Origin of the sequence: Wenjunlia tyrosinilytica (assembly GCF_014646055.1) — a bacterium.
Taxonomy (GTDB): domain Bacteria; phylum Actinomycetota; class Actinomycetes; order Streptomycetales; family Streptomycetaceae; genus Wenjunlia; species Wenjunlia tyrosinilytica.
In genome coordinates this window covers 19,359-40,986 of sequence record NZ_BMMS01000003.1, presented here as the reverse complement: position 1 = coordinate 40,986, position 21,628 = coordinate 19,359, and the positions used below count along the sequence as shown (strand labels likewise).

At 72.4% G+C, this 21,628-nt stretch carries 17 protein-coding genes; 9 read left to right on the top strand and 8 right to left on the bottom strand.

The window, feature by feature from the left end; all coding sequences use genetic code 11:
• Window position 1: 1 nt before the first annotated feature.
• From purB to IEY86_RS03995, 9 genes are read left to right on the top strand one after another with little or no spacing between them, the layout of a single operon-like run.
• Window positions 2-1,309 carry an adenylosuccinate lyase gene (gene purB / locus IEY86_RS04035; RefSeq protein ID WP_189130104.1) on the top strand — a complete coding sequence of 436 codons (1,308 nt, stop codon included), beginning with the start codon at window positions 2-4 and terminating at the stop codon, window positions 1,307-1,309.
• On the top strand, window positions 1,296-1,700 hold the full coding sequence (locus IEY86_RS04030) for a GNAT family N-acetyltransferase (RefSeq protein WP_189130103.1): 405 nt from the start codon (window positions 1,296-1,298) through the stop codon (window positions 1,698-1,700). Before purB ends, IEY86_RS04030 begins: the two co-directional genes overlap by 14 nt.
• Window positions 1,701-1,727: 27 nt before the next feature.
• The gene (locus IEY86_RS04025; protein WP_189130102.1) at window positions 1,728-3,443 is read left to right on the top strand and encodes a hypothetical protein; all 1,716 of its coding nucleotides are present in this window, start codon (window positions 1,728-1,730) and stop codon (window positions 3,441-3,443) included.
• Window positions 3,433-4,902 carry an amidase gene (locus tag IEY86_RS04020; protein ID WP_189130101.1) on the top strand — a complete coding sequence of 490 codons (1,470 nt, stop codon included), beginning with the start codon at window positions 3,433-3,435 and terminating at the stop codon, window positions 4,900-4,902. Before IEY86_RS04025 ends, IEY86_RS04020 begins: the two co-directional genes overlap by 11 nt.
• Window positions 4,899-6,452, top strand: a complete 1,554-nt coding sequence (locus IEY86_RS04015) for a glutamine synthetase family protein (RefSeq protein WP_189130100.1) — start codon at window positions 4,899-4,901, stop codon at window positions 6,450-6,452. Before IEY86_RS04020 ends, IEY86_RS04015 begins: the two co-directional genes overlap by 4 nt.
• Window positions 6,442-8,397 (top strand): FAD/NAD(P)-binding protein, encoded by a 1,956-nt coding sequence (locus tag IEY86_RS04010; RefSeq protein WP_229698144.1) that lies wholly within the window; start codon window positions 6,442-6,444, stop codon window positions 8,395-8,397. Before IEY86_RS04015 ends, IEY86_RS04010 begins: the two co-directional genes overlap by 11 nt.
• Window positions 8,397-9,902, top strand: a complete 1,506-nt coding sequence (locus IEY86_RS04005; protein ID WP_189130099.1) for a class-II fumarase/aspartase family protein — start codon at window positions 8,397-8,399, stop codon at window positions 9,900-9,902. The genes IEY86_RS04010 and IEY86_RS04005 overlap by 1 nt, the downstream gene beginning before the upstream one ends.
• Window positions 9,903-9,939: 37 nt before the next feature.
• The gene (locus IEY86_RS04000; protein ID WP_189130098.1) at window positions 9,940-10,617 is read left to right on the top strand and encodes a thymidylate kinase; all 678 of its coding nucleotides are present in this window, start codon (window positions 9,940-9,942) and stop codon (window positions 10,615-10,617) included.
• Window positions 10,617-11,828: an MFS transporter gene (locus IEY86_RS03995; RefSeq protein WP_189130097.1), complete on the top strand. Its 1,212-nt coding sequence runs from the start codon at window positions 10,617-10,619 to the stop codon at window positions 11,826-11,828. Before IEY86_RS04000 ends, IEY86_RS03995 begins: the two co-directional genes overlap by 1 nt.
• A 97-nt stretch (window positions 11,829-11,925) precedes the next feature.
• Here IEY86_RS03995 and IEY86_RS03990 read toward each other — a convergent pair whose 3' ends face one another.
• The 8 genes from IEY86_RS03990 to asnB form a co-directional block, all read right to left on the bottom strand.
• The gene (locus tag IEY86_RS03990; protein ID WP_189130096.1) at window positions 11,926-13,098 is read right to left on the bottom strand and encodes a GNAT family N-acetyltransferase; all 1,173 of its coding nucleotides are present in this window, start codon (window positions 13,096-13,098) and stop codon (window positions 11,926-11,928) included.
• A 51-nt stretch (window positions 13,099-13,149) separates the two neighbouring features.
• Window positions 13,150-14,211 carry a class I SAM-dependent methyltransferase gene (locus IEY86_RS03985; protein WP_189130095.1) on the bottom strand — a complete coding sequence of 354 codons (1,062 nt, stop codon included), beginning with the start codon at window positions 14,209-14,211 and terminating at the stop codon, window positions 13,150-13,152.
• Entirely contained in the window at window positions 14,208-15,125 is a 918-nt protein-coding gene (locus IEY86_RS03980; protein ID WP_189130094.1) for a TauD/TfdA family dioxygenase, read from the bottom strand. The genes IEY86_RS03985 and IEY86_RS03980 overlap by 4 nt, the downstream gene beginning before the upstream one ends.
• A 1-nt stretch (window position 15,126) precedes the next feature.
• A complete protein-coding gene (locus IEY86_RS03975) occupies window positions 15,127-16,386 on the bottom strand; it encodes a biotin carboxylase N-terminal domain-containing protein (protein WP_189130093.1) in 1,260 nt (419 codons plus the stop codon).
• Window positions 16,387-16,414: 28 nt separating this feature from the next.
• Window positions 16,415-17,524: a phosphonopyruvate decarboxylase gene (aepY, locus tag IEY86_RS03970; protein WP_189130092.1), complete on the bottom strand. Its 1,110-nt coding sequence runs from the start codon at window positions 17,522-17,524 to the stop codon at window positions 16,415-16,417.
• The gene (locus tag IEY86_RS03965) at window positions 17,521-18,375 is read right to left on the bottom strand and encodes an isocitrate lyase/phosphoenolpyruvate mutase family protein (RefSeq protein ID WP_265803755.1); all 855 of its coding nucleotides are present in this window, start codon (window positions 18,373-18,375) and stop codon (window positions 17,521-17,523) included. The genes aepY and IEY86_RS03965 overlap by 4 nt, the downstream gene beginning before the upstream one ends.
• Entirely contained in the window at window positions 18,375-19,073 is a 699-nt protein-coding gene (locus tag IEY86_RS03960) for a class I SAM-dependent methyltransferase (protein ID WP_189130090.1), read from the bottom strand. The genes IEY86_RS03965 and IEY86_RS03960 overlap by 1 nt, the downstream gene beginning before the upstream one ends.
• Before the next feature lie 80 nt (window positions 19,074-19,153).
• Entirely contained in the window at window positions 19,154-21,352 is a 2,199-nt protein-coding gene (gene asnB / locus IEY86_RS03955; protein ID WP_189130089.1) for an asparagine synthase (glutamine-hydrolyzing), read from the bottom strand.
• Between the last annotated feature and the right edge of the window lie 276 nt (window positions 21,353-21,628).

The following is a 21,628-nucleotide window of genomic DNA, read 5'->3' as shown; positions in this document are numbered from 1 at the left end:
GTTGATCGAACGCTACGCACGCCCCGAGATGGCCGAACTGTGGACGGAGGAGAACAAGTACGCGACGTGGGCCGGGGTCGAGGTGCTGGCGACCACCGCCCAGGCGGAACTGGGCCTGGTGGACCGGCGCGCACTGGAGGACATCCGACGCGCCCCGGTGCCCTCCGTGGCACGTGTCCGCGAACTCGAACTCACTCGTGACCATGAGATCCTCGCGTTCCTCGCCGCCTACACCGAGACCATGCCCCCCGAGTCCGCCCGCTGGGTGCACCACGGCATGACGAGCTACGACCTGGTGGACACCGCTCTCGGATTCATCCTGGCGCGCTCGTGCGACCTCGTGCTGAACGCCGCGCGCGGCTTTGCCGAACTCCTCGTGGCGCGCGCCCTCGAACACTGGGACACCCCGTGCATCGCGCGTACCCACGGCATCCACGCGGAGCCCACCGCATTCGGCCAGAAGCTGGCGGTGCACGCCTTCACGATGCACCGGAGCGTGGAGCGCCTCGCCGCCGCCCGCCGCGCCGTGGCGGTGGGCACCGTCTCGGGCCCCGTCGGCACCTACGCGCACATCTCCCCGTATGTGGAGGAGTACGTCTGCCGCGAATTGGGCCTGGGCGTCGAGGACATGCCCACCCAGGTCGTGGCGCGGGACCGGCACGCCCAGCTCCTCTCGGCGCTGGCGGTGGCCGGAGCCGGCGTGGAGCAGTTCGCCCTGGAGATGCGGATGCTCCAGCGCACCGAGGTCGGCGAGGTCGACGAGCCGCGCACGAGCGCCTACCAGGGCTCCAGCGCGATGCCGCACAAGCGGAACCCGACGACGAGCGAGCGCCTGTGCGGCCTGGCGAGGATCCTGCGGTCCAACGCCGGGGCGGCGCTCGAGAATGTCGCGCTGTGGCACGAGCGGGATCTCGCGCACTCGTCCGTGGAACGCGTCATCCTGCCCGACAGCCTCACCGTCGCCCACTACCAACTGGTGTCGGCCACCGGCCTGCTCGCCGGACTCCGGGTCTTCCCCGAGCGGATGGCCCGCAATATCGAGGCCACCCGCGGACTCGTCTACAGCTCCGAGGTCTTCCTGGACCTGGTCGCCGAGGGCCGGGAGCGCGAGGAGGCCTACCGGCTGGTGCAGGCCGCCGCCACCGAGGCGTGGTCGACCGGATCGAGCCTCGCCGAGGGCCTCGCCGCTCGCGGCGTCGAGGTCGCCGACGGGCAGATGGAACCTCTCCGGTTCCTCGGCAACCGCGCCCATCTGAAGTCCCGGCTGAACCGATTGAGCAAGGAGTTGCAGAGCAATGTGGAAGTGTGAGCCCGTCGTCGGTGCCAGTCTGGACGTCGCCGAAGCCACCGCCCTGTACCGCGCCTCCACCCTGGCCGAGCGTCGGCCGGTGGCCGACGTCGAGCGCTTCACGCGGATGCTCGCGGGGGCCAACCTCGTGATCACGGCCCGCGTCGACGGGCGGCTGATCGGCATCGCGCGCTCGGTCACCGACGGCGCGTACGTGACCTATCTCAGCGACATCGCCGTGGACGTGGAGTTCCAGCGCCGCGGCGTGGGGCGCGACCTGATCCGCGCCACCCGGGAGGCGGCGCCGCGGGCCAAGCTCGTCCTGCTCTCGGCCCCCGCGGCGGTCGACTACTACCCGCACATCGGCTTCACCCGTCACGAGTCGGCCTGGACCCTCGATGCGCTCGGGTGACCCCGGCTTTCGGAAGAGGTGACTGCATTGGATCTGAAGACGCCTGGATTCCACGCACAGGTCAAGGCGGCCGCCGAGCGGGCCCGCAGCTGCGGGCTGGCCGCCGACGCCGTACGGATAGCGGCGACCCTCGACGGCATGATCCCCGAGGAGATCGGCATGGCGGCCCTGGGACTCGGCGAGCGTGTGTACCTGGAGCTCGCCGAGTCGCACGCGGCCGGCCTGGACTCCTGCGACCTCGCCGGTGACGGGGACAGGCTCGAGCTCACGCCGACCGGGCGGCTGCGCGTCGTGGCCGCGGGAAGCCGGCCCGAGGCCGGGAGGGAGGGGGAGAGCGAGCCGATCGGCACGCTCAAGTGGCAGGCGCGCCCGGATTCCCTCGGCCGACTGTGTGCGCTGGCCGACGACGTCCAGCGGCTCCAGTTCGAGGAGATCCGCCGATGGCTTGCCGCCCAGGACACCGAGCGGGTGCACGCCCGGCTCGACGCCATCGGCCACGCGCTCGTGCACATGGCGCCGGTACTGCTGTACGTGGGCACGCGCTACTACAGCAACCTGGGCCGGTTCAGCAATCTGCCCGGACGGTCGATGGCCGCCGGGGCGGAGGGTTCGGTGCTGACGCGGCTGCGGCGCACCCCGGTCGGGCACTGGACCGCCGAGGACGCCGCCTTCGTCGTCTGCCTGCACTCGCTCATCAGTTCGGGCTCCCCCGTCCGGGCCGAGGAGTTCAACGGGGTCCAGCTCGCCCCGGACCTGCTCAGGCAGTTCCTGCACGAGCGCCTGACCGAGTACGGCGAGCAGATACCGGACCTGCGCCGCGAACCGACGGGCAGTGAGCTCGACCTGCTCGCCCGCGCCTGTGCCGGCGCCCGGGCACGACGGCTCGCCGAGGGCGCGGTCTTCTACCGGGAGATCAACGGGGTGTCCCTGCACAAGCGAGAGCGGCTCATGGCCGAGCCGGTGGGCTGGGACGAACTGCCGACGACGCTCACCGCGCTGCTGTCCGACACGGCCGGCGAGCCCTTCCCCGGCGATGCCGGGCCCGACGAACTGCGGGCCTACGCGGACGCCCTCGTGGAGCGGGTGTCGCGGCGGCAGGCACCGACCGGGTTCCGCACCCCGTACGAGGGCTTTTTGCACCGGTTCTTCGAGACGGTGGCCGACGCCTTGGACTGCGACGTGGTGATGGGGCGCGGGCCCAGGAGTGTGCGGGCACTGCACAGCAGTGTGCCCGCGCAGCAGCGGGCCGCCCTGGCCACCCGCGACTTCTACTGCTGCGTGGCGCCCGGTGCGCCCTTCCGCGAGAAGTTCGGCGAGGACCGGTCCGGGATGGCGAAGGCGCTGTCCGCGTACAGCGCCCGTATGCGCTACAACACCTGGCACTACCTGCCGGACAGCATGTCCTGGACGAAGGAGACGCCGGGCCGCGACGACTGGTTCTTCGCGCCGATGATGCCCGACATCACCAACTGGTCCGACCAGCACCACACAGGCCATGTCCACTTCGGTGTACGGCACGCGCTGCGCTTACCCCTGGGCATCGTGCTCGAGGGGCGTTTTCGGCCCGGCCTGTACGACCTGCGGCTGATGCGCGCCGCGGGCGACCCCTTCGAGCTGGACCACCTGCGGGCGGCGCTCGCGGTCGGGCGGGTGCAGTCGGCGGTGCACCAGGCGGCCGCGGAGCGGGACCTGGACATCGACGACTTCGACAACACGTGGTACCGGGACTTCCATGTCTCGTGACGCCGACGTCCGGTTCGCGGGCATCCGCGCGGTCCGGGAGCGCTACCTCGACGGCAGCCTGCTCCCCTCGCGGTTCCTGGCCGCGACCTTCGAGCAGATGGACGACTGGGAGCCCCGTATCGGCGCGTTCCTCACGGTCGCCCGCGAGCGGGCCACGGCCGAGGCGGAAGCGGCGGACCGCCTCCTTCGTACGCGGGGCCGCGACGCCTGGCTCGGCCGGCCCCTGCTCGGCATGCCGGTGACGGTCAAGGACCTCACGGCGACGGCCGGCATCCGCACCACCCGCGGCTCTCTCCTGCACGCCGACACGGTCCCCGCCCGGGACGCGCCCGCCGTCGCCCGGCTCCGGGCGGCCGGCGCCGTCGTCGTGGGCAAGACGAACACCAGCGAGGGCGGGTGGAGCGCGGCGGGGACGAACCGGTTGCAGGGCCCGACGCGCAACCCCTGGAACCTCGCCCTCACCCCCGGCGGCTCCAGCGCCGGGGCGGCCGCCTCCATGGCCGTGGGGATCGGCGTCGGGGCCACCGGCACGGACGGCGCGGGGTCGATCCGGCTGCCCGCCGCGTTCTGCGGCGTGGTCGGCTTCAAGCCCACGCTGGGGCGTGTCCCGTATGTGCCCCGGAGCCCGGAGGAGCTCTCCCACCTCGGTCCGCTGACCCGGACCGTCGAGGACGCGGCCCTGCTGGTGTCCGTGATGGCCGGGTTCGACGTGGGCGATCCCGCGTCGTTCGGGGTCCCCGGGCGGATCACCGCGGACCTGGACCCGGTGGCCGAGAGGCTGCCGGGGCTGCGGATCGGCTGGGTCGCCTCGCTGGGAGCCCCCGAGCCCGACCCGGCGATCGCCCGGGTCGCCCGGCGGGCCGCGGACTCGCTCGCCGCACACGGACACCGGATCGAGGAGATCGCCCCGCCGTTCGAGGACCCGTACCCGATCCTGGAGACGATCCTCGCGGCCTGGGAGGCGGCCGCCCACCCGCGGGACGAGCCGGGGGTCACCGGCCTGCTCGACCAGGACCGCCTCGAAGTCGTCCGGTACGGCCGCGAGCTGAGCGCCGCCGCACTGGCCCGCGCGTACGAGGGCCGCGCCCGCCTGAGGGCGCGCAGCCTGGCGCTGATGGCGGAGTACGACCTCCTGGCCATGCCGACCGTGGGTATCGCGCCGTTCGCGGCGGAACTGCACGAGCCGCCGCCCGCTCCTTCCGGCCGGGTACCCAAGGGACGTCTGTCGTGGCTGGCCTGGGCGTCCGAGGCGTACGCCTTCAACCTGACGGGCCAGCCCGCCATCTCGGTCCCGGCCGGCCTGACCCCGGACGGCCTCCCGGTCGGTCTCCAACTCGTCGGCGGTCTCCACCGGGACGTACGCGTCCTGGCCGTCGCCCACCAGCTGGAACGCATCAACCCCTGGCACCACTGGTACCCCCGACTCGCCGCACGACGGCTGGAAGAGGCAGCAACATGACGAGGGCCCGAGGCGAGCAGCACAAGGGAGCGCGGCGGTACGGACGCTTCTCCACCGGAAGCGTCGGCTTCGTCGAACGGCACGGTCTGTGGGACGAGGCACAGCGCGAGGCCGCGCGGGAGCTGGAGCAGACCCTGGACTCCCTGGAGTTCGTGAGGGTCGGCTTCGGCGACCCGCACGGACTGATGCGGTCCAAGACGCTGACGGTGGACTCCTTCCGTACCGTGCTGCGCAACGGCATCGACATGAGCCCCGGCCCCTTCGTGTTCGACACCGGCCACGCCGTGGGCGTCGACTTCTTCGAGCCGGCCGGCGGAATCGGCATATCCGAACTCACCGGCGCCGGTGACTTCCTGGTCGTACCCGACCCGCTCACCTTCACGGTGCTGCCCTACACCGAGGCTCCCACCGGATGGGTCATCGGGGACGAGTACCTGCGCGACGGCAGCGCGCACCCCCTCTCCAGCAGGGACGTGCTGCGCAGAGCCCGCGCCCGCGCCGCCGAACGCGGGCTGGAGTACGTGGTCGGCCTGGAGGTCGAGTGGTACGTGACCCGGCTGACCGGGGCGGTGACCGCGGCCTCGGTCGGCGGATTCGGGGTCCAGGGCGAGCCACCCGCGGTCGAACCGGTCAACGGGGGCTACCAGTTCAATCTGGACACCCTCACCGACGGACTGATGCCGGTGCTCACCCCGATCGCCCGCGCGCTGCGCCGGATGGGGCTGCCGCTGCGTACCGTCGAGCACGAATCCGGTCCGGGGCAGGTGGAGTTCACCTTCAGCCCCATGGACGGCCTCGAAGCCGCCGACGCGATGCTGCTGTTCCGCACCGTCGCCAAGCAGCTCTGCGCCCGCCTCGGCCACCATGCCTCCTTCATGGCCCTGCCGGGGCTCGACCGCTTCGACCCCAGCGGGTGGCACCTGCACCAGTCGCTGTTCGACAGCGCCGACGGGCGCAATGCCTTCGTGCCGCGGGACGCTCCGCGGGAGGGCGGCGACCCGCTGTCGGACCTCGGGCTGTCCTACGTCGCCGGACTGCTCGAGCACGCCCCGGCGACCGCGCTGTTCTGCGTACCCACCGTCAACGGCTACAGGCGGCTTCAGGACAGGTTCTCCCTCTCCCCGGACCGCGTCGTGTGGAGTGCCGAGAACCGCGGCGCCCTCGTGCGTGTGATGGGTGGGCCGGGCGAGGAGTCCACACACGTGGAGAACCGGATCGGCGAGCCCTGCGCCAACCCCTACCTCTACCTGGCCTCGCAGCTGACCGCCGGGCTCGACGGCATGGAGCGCGGTCTGCGGCCGGGCGGCGCGGCCGTCGACCCGCACGCCGACTCCGCCGCGGCCCTGCCGAAGGACCTGGCCGCCGCGGTCACGGCGATGGAGGCGAGCCCCCTGTCCCACGCCCTGCTCGGCAAGCACCTCCACGACTGCCTGGTACAGCTCAAGCGCAGTGAGCTGAACCGGTTTCAGGACTGGCTCGCACAGGCCGGGCCCGTCGTCCCGGGGGACGTCACCGCATGGGAGCACCGTGAGTACTTCGGTGCCTACTGACGAACGACGGACCGGCGGGGAGCGCTGGTTCGAGGTCTGCGTCATCGGATCGGGGCCGCGCGGGCTGTCCGTGCTCGAGCGGCTCACGGCGTCCGCGCCGCGGCTGCTGGACCCCGGCACACGGCTGAGGATCCACCTGGTCGACCCGCGGCCGGGCAGCGGCCAGGTGTGGCGCTCGGACCAGTCGGAGCTGCTGATGATGAACACGATCGCGTCCCAGGTCACCCTCTTCACCGACGAGAGCGTGCGGATGGCCGGGCCCGTGGTGCCCGGACCCAGCCTCCACGAATGGGCCGCCGACCCGGGGCAGCGCCCGCGGACCGGGCCGCTCGCGGCCGAGGCCGAGGGGCTGGGAGCGAACGCGTACCCCACCCGGGCCCTGTACGGCCGCTACCTGGAGTGGGTGCTGCGCACCGTGGGCGGACGCGGCTCGGCGCAGGTGCTGACCCACCGCGCCCCGGCCGTCCGGCTCGACGACGAGGCCGACGGCCGCCAGCGGGTGCGCCTGGAAGGCGGCACGGTCCTGGCCGGGCTGGACGCGGTCGTCCTGGCCCAGGGCCACCTTCCGGCCCGACCGACCCCGGCCGAGGCGGCCCTCACGGGGTTCGCCCGCCGCCGCGATCTGCTCCACCTGCCGCCGGCCAACCCGGCCGAGGCAGCCCTGGACGGGATCGAGCCCGGCGAGCCGGTCCTCCTGCGCGGCCTCGGCCTGAACTTCTTCGACTACGCGGCCCTGCTGACGCTCGGTCGCGGCGGGACGTTCGAGCCCAAGGGCAAGGGCCTGGTCTACCACCGCTCGGGCCGCGAGCCGCTCCTGTACGCCGGATCGCGGCGCGGGGTGCCGTACCAGGCGCGCGGCGAGAACGAGAAAGGAGCCCTCGGTCGGCACACCCCGCTCCTGCTGACCCCTGTGACGATCGCCCGGCTGCGCGGCCGGCCCGGCTCGGCGCGGCCCTCCTTCCGCCACGACATCTGGCCGCTCGTCGCACAGGAGGTGGAGACGGTCTACTACACCGCCCTGCTGGAGCGGCGCGGCGAGGCCCAGGCAGCGGCGCACCTGCTGCGGACGAGCGCGGCGGGTCCCTGGTCCGCGGCCGCCCGCGACCGGCTGCTCGACTCCCTGGGCATCGCGCGCGGCGAGCGCTGGGACTGGGAACGGGTCGCCCGCCCGTGCGGCGACCGGGTCTTCACCGGCCTCACGGATTTCAACACCTGGCTCCTGGAGCACCTGCGCCAGGACGTCGACCTCGCGCGGCAGGGGAACGTGAGCGGCCCGTACAAGGCGGCCCTCGACGTCCTGCGGGACCTTCGCAATGAGGTGCGGCTGCTGGTCGACCACGGAGGCCTGCGCGGCGCGGAGTACCGGGACGAGCTCCTGGGCCGCTACACACCGCTCAACGCGTACGTCTCCATCGGCCCACCGGTCCAGCGGATCCAGGAGGCGATCGCGCTGATCGAGGCCGGTGTTCTGACGGTGCTGGGGCCTCAGGCGCGCTTCGCGGCGGACGAGGCGTCCGGCCGCTTCACCGCCGGCTCGCCCCGCGTGGGGGAGGAGCCGGTCACCGCCCGGGTGCTCATCGAGGCCAGATTGCCCGAACCCGATCTGGTGCGCACGCGCGACCCCCTGCTGAGGTATCTGCGGGACACCGGACAGTGCACGGAGTATGTGATCGACGATGAGCACACCCCTTTCCGCACAGGCGCGATCGCGGTGACCGAGCGGCCCTACCACCTGCTCGACGCCTCGGGCACGGCGCATCCGCGGCGCTTCGCCTACGGCGTGCCGACCGAGGGGGTCCACTGGGTGACGGCGGCCGGTGCCCGTCCGGGTGTGGACTCCGTGATCCTCGGCGATTCCGACGCGATAGCCCGCAGCGTCCTGGCACTGGCCGAGCGGCCGCCCGAGCGGGCCGCCGCCCCGACGTCCCTGACAAGGAGCCTTTGATGGACGGTCCGACGCCGAAGCCGGCCGGCCCCGGCCCGGACACCGGTCTGCTCTCACCGGTGCGGGTGGGCGCCGCGACGGAGGGCGAGCTGACCGACGAGGCCTGGGTCCAGGCGATGCTGGACGCGGAGGCCGCGCTGGTCCGTGCCCAGGCCCGGCTGGGAACCGTGCCTCGGGAAGCCGCCGAGGCCATCACGTCGTGCGCCCGCGCCGAGGCGCTCGACCTGCCCGCGCTGGCCCTGCGCACCCGTGGCGCGGCCAACCCGGTGGTGGCCCTGGTGGAGGAGTTCACCAAGGTCGTCGCGGCGCAGCGGCCCGAGGCGGCCGACTACGTCCATCGCGGCTCGACCAGCCAGGACATCCTCGACACCGGCGCGATGCTGGTGACGGCACGCACCCTGCGGCTCGTCCTGGGCGAACTGGACCGCACGGCGGCCGCGCTGGCCCGGCACGCCGACGATCACCGCGACACCCTCGCCGCCGCGCGCACGCTCGGTCAGCACGCGGTGCCCACCACCTTCGGGCTGCGCGCCGCCGGCTGGCTGGTCGCGGTGCTCGACGTCCGCAGCCGGACGGCGGCCCTGCTGGACGGCGGCCTGCCGGTCCAACTCGGCGGCGCCGCGGGCACCTTGGCGGGGTACGCCGAATACGCTCGCCTGGCGCACTGCGCGGCCGCGTCGGGGGACGCCGGCTCACAGGCCGGGGACCGCGCCGACGGGGGCCCCTGGGACGTGGGCACGTACACCGGCGAGCTGATCCGGCTCTTCGCGGCGGAGACGGGACTTGCCGAGCCCGTGCTCCCCTGGCACACGCGGCGCACACCCGTCCTCGACGTGGGAGCGGTCGTCGCACTGGCGGCCGTCACCCTCGGCAAGTTCGCCGCCGACGTGAGCAACCTCGCCCGTACCGAACTCGCCGAGGTGAGCGAGGCCGCACAGGCCGGCCGGGGTGTCTCCTCCGCCATGCCGCACAAACGCAACCCGGTGCTCGCCGCCATGATCCGGTCGGCGTCCCTGCAAGTCCCGTCCCTGGTCCTGACACTGACCCACTGCGCGGTCGCCGAGGACGAGCGGCCCGCCGGGGCCTGGCACGGGGAGTGGCAGCCGCTGCGCGAGGCCCTGCGGCTGGTGGGCGGCGCCGCCGCGACCGCGTCGGAGCTGGCCGAGGGCCTGGAGGTGCACCCCGAACGGATGCGCGCGAACCTCGCCCTCACCGGCGGCGCCGTCGTCACCGAGCGGTTGGCGGCGGCCTTGGCGCCCGTGCTCGGAAAAGCCGAGGCCAAGCAGCTGGTCAGCCGGGTCGCCGTCGGCGCCGCGGCCTCGGACTCCCTCGCGGACAAGGTCCTGGCCGCGGCTCCCGAGCTGTCCGAGGCCTTCACGGCGGGGCAGTTGGAGGAGTTGCTCGCACCGTCCGGATACACGGGTGCGGCCGGGACGCTGATCGACCGGGCGCTCGCACACCACCGCACCACCTCGACCGCCGGGCGGAAGACCGACCTGCGATGACGGCCTGTGACGTACCTGAGAAAGGAAAACAAACCTGATGATCGTTGCGATGGACGGACCTGACGGGGCGGGCAAGAGCACCCAGGTGAAGCGGCTGGCGAGCTGGTCGCGGAGCCAGGGGCTCTCCTTCCGGGTGGTGGGCAAGTGGCAGGTGTTCGAGGAGGCCCAGGTGCCGCAGGCCCGCTTCCTGCGGGGATCCACTCTGGACGAACTGCGCGTCTGCATCGCCGAGATGCCCAATCCGGCCCGGATGCTCTTCCTGGGCTGGCTCAACACGCTGGCCGCCGAGCGCGCGCGTGCCGCCGAGGAGGACCTGGTCGTCCTCGACGGCTACTGGATCAAGCACGCCGCCACCGAACTGCTCGCGGGCTGCCCCGAGAAGCTGGTGGACGCCATCGTCGAGGCCATGGCCCCCGTCGACACGGTGGTCTTCTTCGATGTCACGCCGCAGGAGGCGCTGCGCCGGAAGAAGGGCGACATCACACCGTACGAGTGCGGACGCGACCCGCGGTGCCGGCCGGAGAGCTTCCTGTCCCACCAGACGGCGGTGCGGGACGTCATGCTCGACTGGGCGGACCGGCGCGGCTGGGACGTCGTGCGGGGGAACACGGCCGAGGCGGCCGCGCAGCAAATGCGCAAACTGCTGGCGCCGAAACTGGGGGTGGAGGTCAATCCGCGGCGGCCCGTCGCCGCCGACACACCGGCCGGGCACTGATGCCGCCCAGTGAGCACGGGCTCCGGCGGGGGCTGGCGGCGGCCCTGTTCGTCCGGTACCTGGGCGCGGGCAGCTGGGCGCCGCTCCAGGTGCTCTTCTTCGTACGCTCCGTCGGCCTCTCGACGGGGAACGTGGTCGTCGGACTGACCGCCGCGGGACTGGTCGGGCTGATGGCCGGCCCGGTGGTGGGACGGATCGGCGACCGGTTGGGGCCGCGCGAGGTGGGCATCGCCGGGCTCGTCGCGCAGGCGGGCGCGGCGGCCGCGCTCCTCACCGTGGACGGGATGGCCGGCTTCCTGGTGGTGATCACCCTGATCGCCCTGGGACGGGGTGCCTTCCCGGCGATCAGCGGGGCACTGGTCGCGTACGTGGGCGGCGAGGACCGGGTCGCCTACCGGGCCCGCATCTACTCGTTGCAGAACCTCGCGATGGTCACCGGTTCCCTGCTGGGCGGGCTGGTGCTGCAGGCCGACACCAGGACCGCGTACGTGATCGCGGTCCTGGCCGATGTCGTGTCGTACCTCGCGGCGGCCGTGCTGCTGGTGCGGCTGCCGCATCTGCCGCCGGTCCCCCGGGAGCACACCGGCAGGCAGCGGTACGCCCTCGGCGACCGGCCGTTCCTCGCCGTCAGCCTGCTCGCGGGCGTCCTCGTCATGTTCGACGTCTTCATGACCGTCCTGATGCCGGTGTGGATCGCCGAGCACACCGACGCACCGCGGTGGACGGTCTCGCTGGTCTTCGCGCTCAGCTGCACGATGGTGGTGCTGCTGCAGACCCGGGTGGCCAAGGGCATAGAGACACCGCGGGACGGAGCGGTGACGATGCGCCGCAGCGGGCCCGTGATCGCGGCGGCCATGCTGACCGTCTTCGCGGCGGCCCATGTGCCCGGACAGCCGGCGGTGGCGCTCATCCTCGTGGGCACGGCCGCGCTGACGTTCGGGGAGATGCTGTTCACCGCGGGGGAGTACGCCCTGTCCTTCGGGCTGGCGCCGGAACACGCTCAGGGCGAGTACCAGGGGGTGTTCGCCGTGGGCGTCGGCATAGGCGGGGCGGTGGCCCCGACGGTTCTCAACGCGCTGTGCCTGATGGCGGGCCCGCCGGGCTGGATAGCCCTGGCGGGCCTCATGGTGGGGGCCGGTGTCGCGGTGCCACCGGTCGCCAGGGTCGCCGAGCGCGGCCGGGACCTTCGCGCCGCGAAAACCGGGACATGAGACGGCGGTCCGGGGCCGGGGGACGTCCCCGGCCCCGGACGGGCGCCAAGCGGATCAGGGCCCGGGGCCGGGACGGCGCGCCCCGGCGCCGGGCGGTTCAGTCCCGAGCCGCGACCAGCCGGGCGACCGGTGTCTCGACGCCCGGGTCGAAGCCGGCGAACTCGGCTCGGCGGGCCGCCTCTTCGGCTCGCACCCGGTCCAGCGCGCTCCCCTGCCACGGGGCGTCCAGGACAAGGCCCCACAGCGGCTGGAGCCGCGCCCCGCGGGTCACCTTGGCCCGGAACGCGTCGCAGCTGAGGTCCAGGGTGCCGTAGCCGTTCGCCGCCGCGTACTCCACCGCCTTGTAGTAGGTCAGGTTGAAGTAGAGCTTGGCCTCGCGGCCGATCGAGTCGTCCAGCCCGTGCGAGCGGGCGTACATGGTCCGTCCCCAGAAGAAGAACTGGGTGAAGCCCACCATGCGGTCGCCCTGGTAGGCGGCCAGGATCCGGCAGTTCTCGTCGAACAGGCGGGCCTGGGTGGCGAACCGCTCGGACTCGCCCTCGTCCGTCACCAGGTGCCCGTAGCGGCGCAGCACCTGGGCGGACAGCGGCCCCATGTCCTCGTGGCACTCGGACAGCCTGAGCACCAGCGTGCGGCAGCCGGCCTCGTCGTAGCGCCGCATCTCCAGCCGCCGGGACTTGAACTGACGTGCCGTGAAGCGCTTGCGGTAGCCCTCGAGTCCGTCGGGGTCGATGTCGAGCACCGCGTTCGCGTCCATCATCACCAACCGGTCCCGCGGCTCCAGCGACGGGAGCAGCCGCTCCACGGCGGAGTCGGTGAGGTACAGCAGCGCCGCCAGCCCCCCCGATTCGGCGCCCAGCGCACGGAACCGGGCCAGCAGCGTGGAGACGGCCTCGTCCGCGAGGGGCGACGGGGTTCCCGGGGCCACGAGGACCTCGGAGGTGTAGCCGAGCCGGGTGCCTCCGAGGAGCAGCGGATGCTCGGCTGTGGTGGCCGGGCAGGCGTCCGGGAAGAGGACCGCGGGGTCGTAGAAGTGGGGGACGCCGCCGGTGAAGCGGTGGACCGGGATGGCGGCGACGGGCCGGCCGCCGTCGGAGGCGAGCAGATGCCGGGCGGTGCTGTCGCGCAGCTCCTCGCCGTACTCCAGCCACAGATGGCTGGAATAGAGCGCGGCGTCCCCGGCCAGAGCGTCCCACTGCCGCGCTCCCACCTCGCGAATCGAGCCCAGCTCAGTGAGGTCGATGGACCCGCGCTCCGCGCTCGCCGTCACAAAGAGTCCTTCCGGTCGTGCCCGATGGCCGGTCCCCACGGTAGGCAACGCTCAGGCGCGGCCCCGGTCGATGACGCGAAAGTCGGCCATCCCCTCGTCGGCCCGCAGGTAGGCGAGCCGGGCGGCGGTGGCGCCGCACCGGGCGAACTCCTGCGCGACATCGGCGGCCACGGCCGCCGGGTCGGCCCGCGGGTCGTTGTCCAGATGGTCCGACACGACGGTCTGGACGAGGTCCGAGTCGGCGTCGACGTCCATGCGGTCGGTGACGGTGACGGTGAGTCCGTAGCCCTCGGCCGCCGCCCAGCCGCGCAGTTCCCCGGCCAACAGCGGCTCACCGTCCGCCTCGAGGAGCAGGGCGGTGAGGAACGCCGTCCCTGCCTTGCCGAGATGGCCGGGCAGACCGTCCAGGACGCGGCGGCCCACGGCGAATCCGTCGGCCCCGCCCTCGTGCGGTGCCGGATGTCCGCAGACCGGGACGGTGGGGAGGAAGGGGATGTTGGCGAGCACGCGGTCGTACGGCCCCGCGTCGGCGCCGAGCGGCCCGTACAGGTCGCCGACCAGTACCTCGGCCTGTTCGGTCAGGCCGTTGAGCCGAGCGTTCAGCCGAGCCACCGCGGCCGCCTCCGGAAGCAGCTCCACCAGGGTTGCCGCGGCGCCCCGAGAGGCGGCCAGCAGTCCCTGGAGGCCGGGCCCGGAGCACAGGTCCAGGACCCGGCAGCCGGCACGGTACGTGCCGCGCCTGGCCATCGCCACCGAGTCGGGGCCGAAGTAGTGGCGCACCGGGAACGGGCTGGGCGGTTCTGCCACCAGCCACAGCCCCTGGGAGCGGAACAGGCTGACGTCCGCCAACTGGGCCTCGCCGCCCTGTTCGTGCGCGATGCCGCAGGCGACGAACGCCGGCACCGCGGCGGCCAGGGCCTCGGGCAGGGCATCGAGCGCCGCCGGCTCACCGAGCAGGAGGAAGCCGGCGGTGGTGCGCAGGGTGCCTTCCAGGGCCCCCGCGCCGAGCGCCCACTGCCGGCGGTCCGCGCTCTCTCCGGGGAAGTCGGCCAGGAACTCGGCCAGCCCCAGCCGCTCCAGGGCCTCGGCCAGCTCCTCCACCGGTCCCGTCACGACAGCACGCCCGACGGGCTCTCGCCGCGGGCGCGGACCGGCTGCGGCAGCCCGATCCAGGTGCGCATCAGCAGTCGCCCTCCGTCCGGCCCCGGCTCGTCCTGGAAGGCGGTCCTGCCGTGCACGATCGAGCGGTTGTCGATGAAGATCATCTCGCCGGGTTCGAGGCGCCCACGGGTTTGCAGGTCTTCACGCGAGAGCAGCGAGTCCAGCAGGTCGAGCGCCTTGGTCTGCTCGGGCGTCAGCGCGGGCACGTGCGGGTGCCGGTGGCCTATCTCGATGTAGTCCCGCAGGTAGTGCATCCGCTCCCGGCCGTCCTTGGACTCGAGGACCGGGCGCCGGGTCGTCAGGGGCGCGCCCGGGGTGTCGTCCCGCGTGTCGAAATGGACAGGCAGGCGCAGCGCAGCGAGCTGGTCCGGGTGATCCTCGAGGACCTTCAGAAGGTCGACGACGTGCATCATGACCAGAGCGCCGCCGCTGCGCGCCTGGCGGAAGCAGAACAGCGTGAAAATGTCCGGAAGCCGTCCCGGCCGGTGGGCGGCGTCGGTGTGCAGGCTGCCGCCCTGGCGGCTGTCGGAGTAGCGGCCGGTCGCTCCCTCGCCCAGACGCAGGCCCCGGTCCCGCACGTCGCGCAGCACGGCCCCGTGGCCGTCCTGCGGCAGCAGGTCCCCGGCCAGACGGGAGACGGCCAGGGTGAAGTTGCGTGCCTGCTCCTCGGAGAGGTGGTCCAGCCCGGTCAGCACGAAGTAGCCGGGCAGGCCGTCGAGGTGCCGCCGCACACAGCCCTGGACCATGTCCGCGAACTCCCGGTGCCACTCCTGCCCGGTGCCCGGATCGGGGCTCGCGGCAACCGCCGCCGCCAATTCCCGGTCCACGGGGAAGCGGACGTCGCCGAACATGTCGTTGCTCTTCATCTCAGACTCCCAGTACCCGGCTGTCGCAGGCGAGTCCCGACTCCCGCAGCCACCCGGATATCTCTTCGGCGCAGTGGGCGATCCCGGCCACCTCGCTGCGTTCGACGGCCCGCAGGACCGAGCGCGCCAACGCGTCCGGGTCGGCGCCGGAAGCGAGGACCTGGGTGACGATGTTGTCCAGTTCGACCGGGCGGGACGCGTCGAGTGCGCAGTTGTACCCGACCCCCGGCTCGGACGCCAGGTCCAGGCGCTCGAGCCGGCCCGGTCCGTCGAGGAACAGCCGGGCCTCCAGGCAGTGCACACTGCGGTCCACGGTGATCGCGCCGGGGTCGGACAGCCTCCCCTGGGCCAGCTCGACCTGGAGCGCCACGAGGTCCAGCCCGGTCTGCGCCTCGCACATCCGGTAGGCCAGCGGCAGGCGGCCGTTGACCTCCAGGAAGTAGTGCCCGTGGGCGCCCACGATGAACTCCACCGTGGCGACGTTGGTCAGTCCCATGCCGGTGACCAGCCGAGCGGCGTCCGCCCGCATCCGGTCCAGCAGCGCGGATCCCACCCGTCGCACGGGCGTGGCCTCCAGCAGTTTCAGGCTGCCGTCGACCAGCAGGCTCTCCCGCTCGCCGAGCGCGGTCACCGTTCCCGCCGCGTCCACGGCGACGGTCACGCCGACCACCTGGCCATTGTCGACGTACCGTTCGGCGTACCAGTCGGCGCCGCTGTCCTCGGCCACCAGGGCGAGGGCCCGCTTCGCCTCCGACTCGGTGCGGAGGATGCGCACCCCCAGGCCGCCGCAGCCGTTGACCGGCTTGAGGATGACGGGCAGTCCGATCTGCTCGACCAGTGCGGTGATCTCCTCGCACCCGGTGGCGTGCGGAAGGACCGGCAGGCCCAGCCGCCCGGCCGCGGTGACGGCGTGCTCCTTGTCGCGGGCGTCCGCGAGCACCCGCGCCGACGGGCCGATGAACGCGATGCCCGCGTCGGCCAGCCGCTCGGGCAGCTCCGGGTCCTCGGCGAGGGCGCCGTAACCGGGGTAGACCGCGTGGGCCCCGCACCGCACGGCCGCCTCGACGATCCGGCCGACGTTGTCGTACGTCTCGGTGAGCCCGGTGCCTTCGAGGTACTCGCAGCCGTCCGCGCCCGCGGTGTGCAGCTGTTGAGGGTCGGACATGGCGGCGACGGCGACCGGGGACCACCCCAGCGAGCGGAAGGTCGCGATCGCACGCGCCGCGATCGCACCGCGGTTGGCGATCAGAACTCTTCTCATGGCCTCTCTCAATCTCCGGGGGCCGCGATCACCGCCGGCCCTTCGCGGGCTCGGCCGCCGCGGCCTGGAAGCGTGCCCTGACCTCGGCATTGGTGTGCGCGGAGGTCACCCGAGGCGGCGTCGCGCCACCTCGACCGACGATCAGGGCCACCAGGTGCGGACCGGGCTGGTCCGCGATCTCGGCCAGATGCGCGTCGGTCTCCTTCGGGGTACGGCAGATCCGGCCCGTGCGGTACCCGGCGGCCAGGGCGAGCTCGTCCCACCGCATCGCCCTCTCGCGCGTGCGCTGGCCGCCGGTGGAGTCGTACGAGCCGTTGTCGATCACCAAATGCGTCAGGTTCGCCGGGCGCCGCTCGCCGACCAGGGCCAGCCCGCCCATGTGCATCACCACCGCGCCGTCGCCGTCCACCACCACGACGCGCTCCCGAGGGTGGGTCAGCGCCGTGCCCAGGCCCAGGCCGACGGCGTGGCCCATGGAGCCCTGCATGTAGAAGTTGCGCGGGTCGTCCCGCACGCCGAACAGCTCACGGCTGATCATGCCGGTCGTGCTGTAGACCAACGCCCCCGACAGATGCCCGGCCAGGGCCTCCACGGCCTCGCCCCGGGTCATGGAGGCCTCCGTGGCGGGGGCGGGGACCGCGCAGGTGCCCACGGTGTCGGCCGGCACCAGGACGACGAACGAGCGGCGCCGGGCACGTTCGCGCTCCGCCCGGTCCAGGAGGGCGCCCAGGCTCTCCTGTGCGGGCTCGAGGATGCCGTGGGCGACGCCGAGGGACTCCAGGACACCGATGGTCGCCGCGCCCATGGCGGCGTGGTGGGGCTCGTCGTCTTCGGCGTTCGGCCAGCCGCGCAGGCTCACGAACAGCAGCACCGGGATCTCGTACGCCATGCCGAGCGAGGTCAGCGGATCGAGCAGGTTGCCCAGACCCGAGTTCTGGGCCAGCACGGCGGCTTTGGTGCCGCCCAGTTCCGCGCCCGCCGCCATGGACAGGGCGATGCCCTCGTTGGGAGCGGGCACATAGCTCTCACGCTGTTCGAGCAGCGCGAAGGGCCCCTTGAGGAAGGAGCACGGCACCCCGCTGAAGAAGCCGAAACCGCGGCGGTCCAGCTCCGCGCAGAAGAACTCGGCGCTGATCACGCGCTCCACTCCTCCCACTTCGAGACGTCCGTCAGGCCGAACAGCTCCTTCATCGGGGCCACCCGGTCCTCGATCGCACCCGTACCGCCCCGGACCCGGATCTCGGTGAGCACGTCACGCATGGCCGAGACCGAGGCGCGCAGCGCGTGGTTGGCGTAGATGACCATGGACACACCCGCGGCCTGGGCGTCCGCCAGGTCCCAGTGCGGGTACGTCGTCGGGACGATCACCACGGGCGTGCGGGCCTGCCAGGCCTGGAGGAACTCCAGGACCTCGACCGGCGTCCGCTTCTTGGAGTGGATGAGGATCGCGTCGGCGCCCGCGTCCGCGTACAGGTGGGCCCGGCGCAGCGCCTCGTCCAGACCGCGGCCGGCGATGAGCGCCTCGGTCCTGGCGACGAGGGTGAAGTCCGAACTGCGCCTGGCCCGCGCTCCGGCCTCGATGCGCCCGGCGAACTCCTCGGCCTCCTCGAGGTTCTGGCCGCCGAGGAGGAAGCTGTTGCGCTTGGGGAAGACCTTGTCCTCGAAGCAGACCCCCGCGACGCCCGCCGCCTCGAACTGCTGGACGGTGCGGACGACGTTGATCCTGCCTCCGAAACCGGTGTCGCAGTCCGCGAGCAGCGGCAGCGAAGTGGCCTCGTTCACATGGGAGGACGCCTCGAGCAGTTCGGCCATGGTGAGCAGGCCGAGATCGGGCAGGGCCCGGGAGGCGGAGATCTCGAAGCTCGACGCCCACAGGCCGTCGAAGCCGGCTTCCTCGACCAGGAGGGCGGTCAGCGCGTCGCGGGACCCCACGATGCGCGCTGTCTCCTTCCGCTCCAGCAATGCGCGCAGACGCGCCGCCTTGGACACTATTTCCACGCCCTCGGGGCGAAGGGGCCGTGGTTGGTGCCCGGTGTGCGCTCCCCGGGCAGTTCGAAGACGCAGTGCCAGTGGAAGGATCCCGGCCTGGCGTGCTCGGCGTCCGTCGCGCCGACCAGCCGGAATCCGTCGTGCAGGCGGAGCAGGTCGGCCGCGTCGGCGTACAGGTGGGGGTGGACCTTGTCGTCCGGCGCGTCGGGTTGGCAGAAGGTGTTGGGGCTGACCTCGTTGCCGCGTCCGTACTCCCCGTTCCGCTTGGAGAGCATGGTGCACTGGTAGACACCGCCCGGCCTCAGCACCCGCCGGATCTCGGCGAGCACCCGGGCCAGGCCCGGCTCGTCGTTGTGGTAGACCACGTTGAAGGCGAGGATGTAGTCGAAGCTGTCGTCCGCGTAGGGCAGCTCGGTGAAGTCGGCGACCTCGAAGGCGAGGTCCAGGCCGCGCCTGGCGCTCTCGGCCCGGCCGACCCGGACGGCCTCGGGGCTGCGGTCGGTGGCGGAGCCGATGAACCCCTGCTCCGCGAAGAAGAGCGCGTGCCTGCCCACTCCACAGCCGAGATCCAGTACATCCTTGGCACCGAGTGCGCGCAGCCGGGCGGCCTCGTCCACGACCCATGGGTGCGGCCGCGACCAGTCCGTCCGCCCGCTGTCGGTGCGCCAGACCTCGTCCCAGTAGAGATGAGCTGTCATCGGGTTGACCTCACTCGTCAATTGCGTCCGTACATCCGCATCCGGATGCCGATTCCAAGAGGGCTGGGCCGCTTCGCGGGTCAGCCCGCGGCCGGGGCCGCCCGGGGGACCGCTTCGAGCAGGCCCGCTTCGAGCGACTCGTCCAGCAGCGGCCGCAGGGCCGACAGATCGCAGTCGGCCTCCGTGGCGGCCTCGGCGAGCGGCAGGCGGCCGTCGAAGGCGCGCAGCAGCCGCAGCCAGTCCGCGTGGGTGAGCTGGTCGATGACGAAGCGCACAGTACCGTCGATCACGACGTACGAGGTCTTCGCCTCCTGGGAGTCGTCCAGGACGAGCACCCCGTCCGCGAGACGGAGCACGGTGGTCTCCTCGATCCGCGTCCGCGGGAACAGCTCCTGGATCTGCGGTCCCTCGAAGTCGCTCACCCGCAACTCGTACGGAGCGGGACCGGGCGCCGGGCGGCTGCCGGGGACGTTCACCGTCATCACGTCCAGCAGGCCCAGGTTGATCACGCGCAGTAGCAGTTCGACATGGCCGGAGCCCTGGTTGTGCTCCAGGCGGCGCAGCGCGCCGCGGATATTGCCTCCGTCGAGGTACTGGGCGGCCCTCGGCGAGGAGAGCGCCTCCTCGACCAACTCGTCGCCGCCCAGCGCCAGCATCCTGGTGAAGGTGCGGTGGGTGTGGCGGACCCCCTCGCCCTCGTAGAACGCCAGCTTCGGCCGGCTGATCACCTCGGCGGGCAGTACGTCCTGGACCGCCTCGCGGATGACCTGCTTGTCCCAGAAGAGCCGCTTGCGGTACGAGCGGGGCACGCTGGCCAGCAGCTCGATGATGCGGTGGTCCAGGAAGGGGACGCGCGCCTCCACGCCGTTTCCCGACGCGGTGCGGTCCTCGACCCAGAAGTTGTACTGCTGCATGTCGCGGAACTTCCACGCCAGATAGGCGCCGTAGGGGTCGTCCACCGCGTCGGGCACGTACGCGTTCACGGCGTCGTCGCTGAGCAGCGGCAGGTCGGTGCCCTCCCACCAGATGGCGACCGGGGACTGCGTGCCCAGGGCCTTGCGGCGGGCCAGGGTGCGCAAGTTGGCCTCGAAGTCCTCCCAGTCGCCGTTGCCGGAGAGGCTGACGCTGTAGCCGCCGCTGAACTCGTCGGCGCCGGAGCCGAGCAGGATCGCCTTGAGCTCGGACCGCTCGGCACGGGCGAAACGGTACATCTCGCTCTTGTAGAACTGCTCCGGGCCGCACTGCGGTGTCTCCATCAGCCACAGCAGGCGCCGCCACTCGTCTGGAGAGGGGACGCGGTCGGCGCCGAAGGCCACCTGGTGGTGCGGCAGGCCCAGCAGGGAGGCGGTCTCCTGGGCGTACTGCGCGTCCTTGTTGACCACGGTGCTGCCGGTCAGCGCGGAGAAGGTGTGCAGCTCGGTGTGGGCGGCCAGGGCGGTGATCGCCGCCGAGTCGAGGCCGCCGCTGAGGAAGACGCCGATCTCGGCGTCGGCCGTCAGGCACTCGCGCACCGACGACGCGAGCAGGTCGCCCATGCTCTGCACGAAGTAGCTCTCGGGGAGGTCGCCCGCCTCGGCAGGCGTGGGCAGGTCCCAGTAGCGGTGCACACGGGTGGCGCCGTCACGCAGGCCGATGCTCATGATCGCGCCGGACGGGACATGGTCGACGCCCTTGAACCAGGTGACGGGCTCGTCGTCCACCATGACCGGGGCGGCGCTGAGGCCCTGGTCGGCCAGCGAGCGCGCCCAGTCCACCTCTCGCGGGCACTCCGGATGAGCGAAGAGCGCCTTGATCTCCGAACCGAACAGCACCGTGGCACCGCGCCGGTGGATGAAGAGCGGCTTGATGCCGAGCCGGTCCCGGGCGAGCAGCAGCCGCTGCTCGCGCAGGTCGATCACGGCGATGCCGAACATCCCCCGGACGTCGTCGAGGAAGTCGAGGCCCTTGTCCATGTAGAGATGGAGGAGCACCTCGCAGTCGGACTCGCTGCGGAACTTCGCGCGGCCCTCGAAGGCCTTGCGCAGCTCCTTGTAGTTGTAGATCTCGCCGTTGCAGGCGAGGATCACATTTCCGTCCTCGCTGATGAACGGCTGCCGCCCGCCCTCCGGGTCGATCAGGGCGAGCCGGGTGAAGGACATGCAGGCCTGGTCCGTGTGGTGGAACTGCATGTCGTCCGGGCCTCGTGGCCGCAGTGCACGGGCCATGTCGCGCAGAATCCGGTCGGCCGGAGCCGCGAGGGCACTTCCATCGGTGTGGGCGAATCCCGCAATTCCGCACATGAAGCTTCCGATTCCCGTGTGATCCGTGGCATGGGGCGGAACATGCCACGCCTGCCGCTGAGGGAGGCGTGGCATGTTGATCACCGCTAGCGAACGGCAGCGACGATGGTGCCCTGGTCGACCTTCTTGGCCTCCGGCTTCACGTAAACCTTCATCTCATTCACCTCCGCTCGGTCCCTTGCGGTCTTTGCTGTGAAGAGCATCCATCGCCCCGGTGCAGCGCCGGTGGCACGCGGGTGGCGCGAAGGTGTCACGGCGCCACACCGCCCCAGAACC

What these genes read in the sequence shown, in the direction of transcription:
- IEY86_RS04015 (WP_189130100.1), top strand. Translation starts at nt 4,899, where the DNA reads ATGACGAGGGCCCGAGGCGAGCAGCACAAGGGAGCGCGGCGGTACGGA.
- IEY86_RS04005 (WP_189130099.1), top strand. Translation starts at nt 8,397, where the DNA reads ATGGACGGTCCGACGCCGAAGCCGGCCGGCCCCGGCCCGGACACCGGT.
- IEY86_RS04000 (WP_189130098.1), top strand. Translation starts at nt 9,940, where the DNA reads ATGATCGTTGCGATGGACGGACCTGACGGGGCGGGCAAGAGCACCCAG.
- IEY86_RS03975 (WP_189130093.1), bottom strand. Translation starts at nt 16,386, where the DNA reads ATGAGAAGAGTTCTGATCGCCAACCGCGGTGCGATCGCGGCGCGTGCG.
- IEY86_RS04030 (WP_189130103.1), top strand. Translation starts at nt 1,296, where the DNA reads ATGTGGAAGTGTGAGCCCGTCGTCGGTGCCAGTCTGGACGTCGCCGAA.
- IEY86_RS04020 (WP_189130101.1), top strand. Translation starts at nt 3,433, where the DNA reads ATGTCTCGTGACGCCGACGTCCGGTTCGCGGGCATCCGCGCGGTCCGG.
- asnB (WP_189130089.1), bottom strand. Translation starts at nt 21,352, where the DNA reads ATGTGCGGAATTGCGGGATTCGCCCACACCGATGGAAGTGCCCTCGCG.
- IEY86_RS03980 (WP_189130094.1), bottom strand. Translation starts at nt 15,125, where the DNA reads ATGAAGAGCAACGACATGTTCGGCGACGTCCGCTTCCCCGTGGACCGG.
- IEY86_RS03960 (WP_189130090.1), bottom strand. Translation starts at nt 19,073, where the DNA reads ATGACAGCTCATCTCTACTGGGACGAGGTCTGGCGCACCGACAGCGGG.
- IEY86_RS03995 (WP_189130097.1), top strand. Translation starts at nt 10,617, where the DNA reads ATGCCGCCCAGTGAGCACGGGCTCCGGCGGGGGCTGGCGGCGGCCCTG.